Origin of the sequence: Gordonia sp. VNK21, assembly GCF_046098115.1 — a bacterium.
Lineage (GTDB): Bacteria > Actinomycetota > Actinomycetes > Mycobacteriales > Mycobacteriaceae > Gordonia.
This window is the reverse complement of record NZ_JBJURU010000043.1, coordinates 1-1198: the sequence shown is the minus strand read 5'-3', so window position 1 is coordinate 1198 and position 1198 is coordinate 1. Positions and strand designations below refer to the sequence as shown.

Genomic DNA, 1198 nt, shown 5'->3' with positions numbered 1-1198 from the left:
TCGGTGCCCTCGGCCTTGGTGTACTTGCTGACCGGATCGAAGGGAGTGAACCGATGCTGGGTCCAGGTGGCCAGGACGGTGGCGTCGGCGAGTCCGGCGACCACCGCGTCGTCGATGGCGTCGTGGTCCTCGGCGCGCGAGGCCAGGGCTCCGGCGAGGATCACGTCCGCAGGATCGGTGGCGCCCACCAGGATCGGGTCGCCCAGAGTCAGCTGGTTCTTGGTGAGGGTGCCCGTCTTGTCGGAGCAGAGGATGTCGACGCCGGCCATCTCCTCGATCGATTCGAGCCGGGAGACGATGGCCTTCTGCTTCGACAGCGCCAGGGCTCCGAGCGCCATGGTCACCGAGAACACCGCGGGCATGGCGACCGGGATGGAGGCGACCAGCAGCACCAGCACGAACTGGACGATGCCCAGTGCCTTGGTGAGGTTGTCGTCGGCGGTACCGGACCACTGCGTGCCGAAGTCGTTGAACACTTCGAAGAGCACCAGCACCACCGCCAGGATCACCGCGACGGCGATCAGGAAGTTGCCGATCTGGAACATCGCCTTCTGGGCGTGCGAGACGCTGCCGGCCCCGGCGACGAGCGTGGCGGTCCGGCCGAAGAAGGTGTTGGAGCCGGTCGCGATCACCACGCCGGTGGTCTCGCCCTGTTTGACGATGGAGCCGGAGTAGGCGGCGTCGCCCTGGTGTTTGCGGACCGGGACCGACTCTCCGGTGAGTGCGGATTGATCGATCGAGGCCGACGAGTCGTCGGTCAGCCGCAGGTCGGCGGGGACCACCTCGCCGAGCCGGATCTTCACGATGTCGCCGGGCACCAGGTCGGCGGCGGCGATGGTCGACCACTTACCGTCTCTGAGCACCGTCGCGTCGGGTGCGAGACCGGCCTTGAGTGCGGCCAGTGCATTGGCCGCCTTGCTGTCCTGCCAGTAGCCGAGCACGGCGTTGAACAGCAGCAGCGCGACGATGATGCCGAAGTCCTCCCAGTGCTGCAGAGCACCGGAGACGATGGCCGCGGCCTCGATCATGTACGCGATCGGGCCGGTGAAGTTCTTGAGCACCTTGTGCCACACGCTCTCGGCGTGGTCCGGCAGGCCGTTCGGACCGTAGGTGCTCAGCCGCGACGCGGCCTCCGCGGCGGTCAGCCCCGAGTCGCGGTTCGACGACAGGGTGGCCAGAACCGTATCGAGGCCGGCCT

1 protein-coding gene is annotated in these 1198 nt (G+C 67.8%); it reads right to left on the bottom strand.

The window, feature by feature from the left end; all coding sequences use genetic code 11:
* A partial coding sequence (locus tag ACJMNC_RS18290) for an HAD-IC family P-type ATPase (protein WP_408949367.1) occupies nt 1-1198 on the bottom strand: 1198 nt, incomplete at both ends.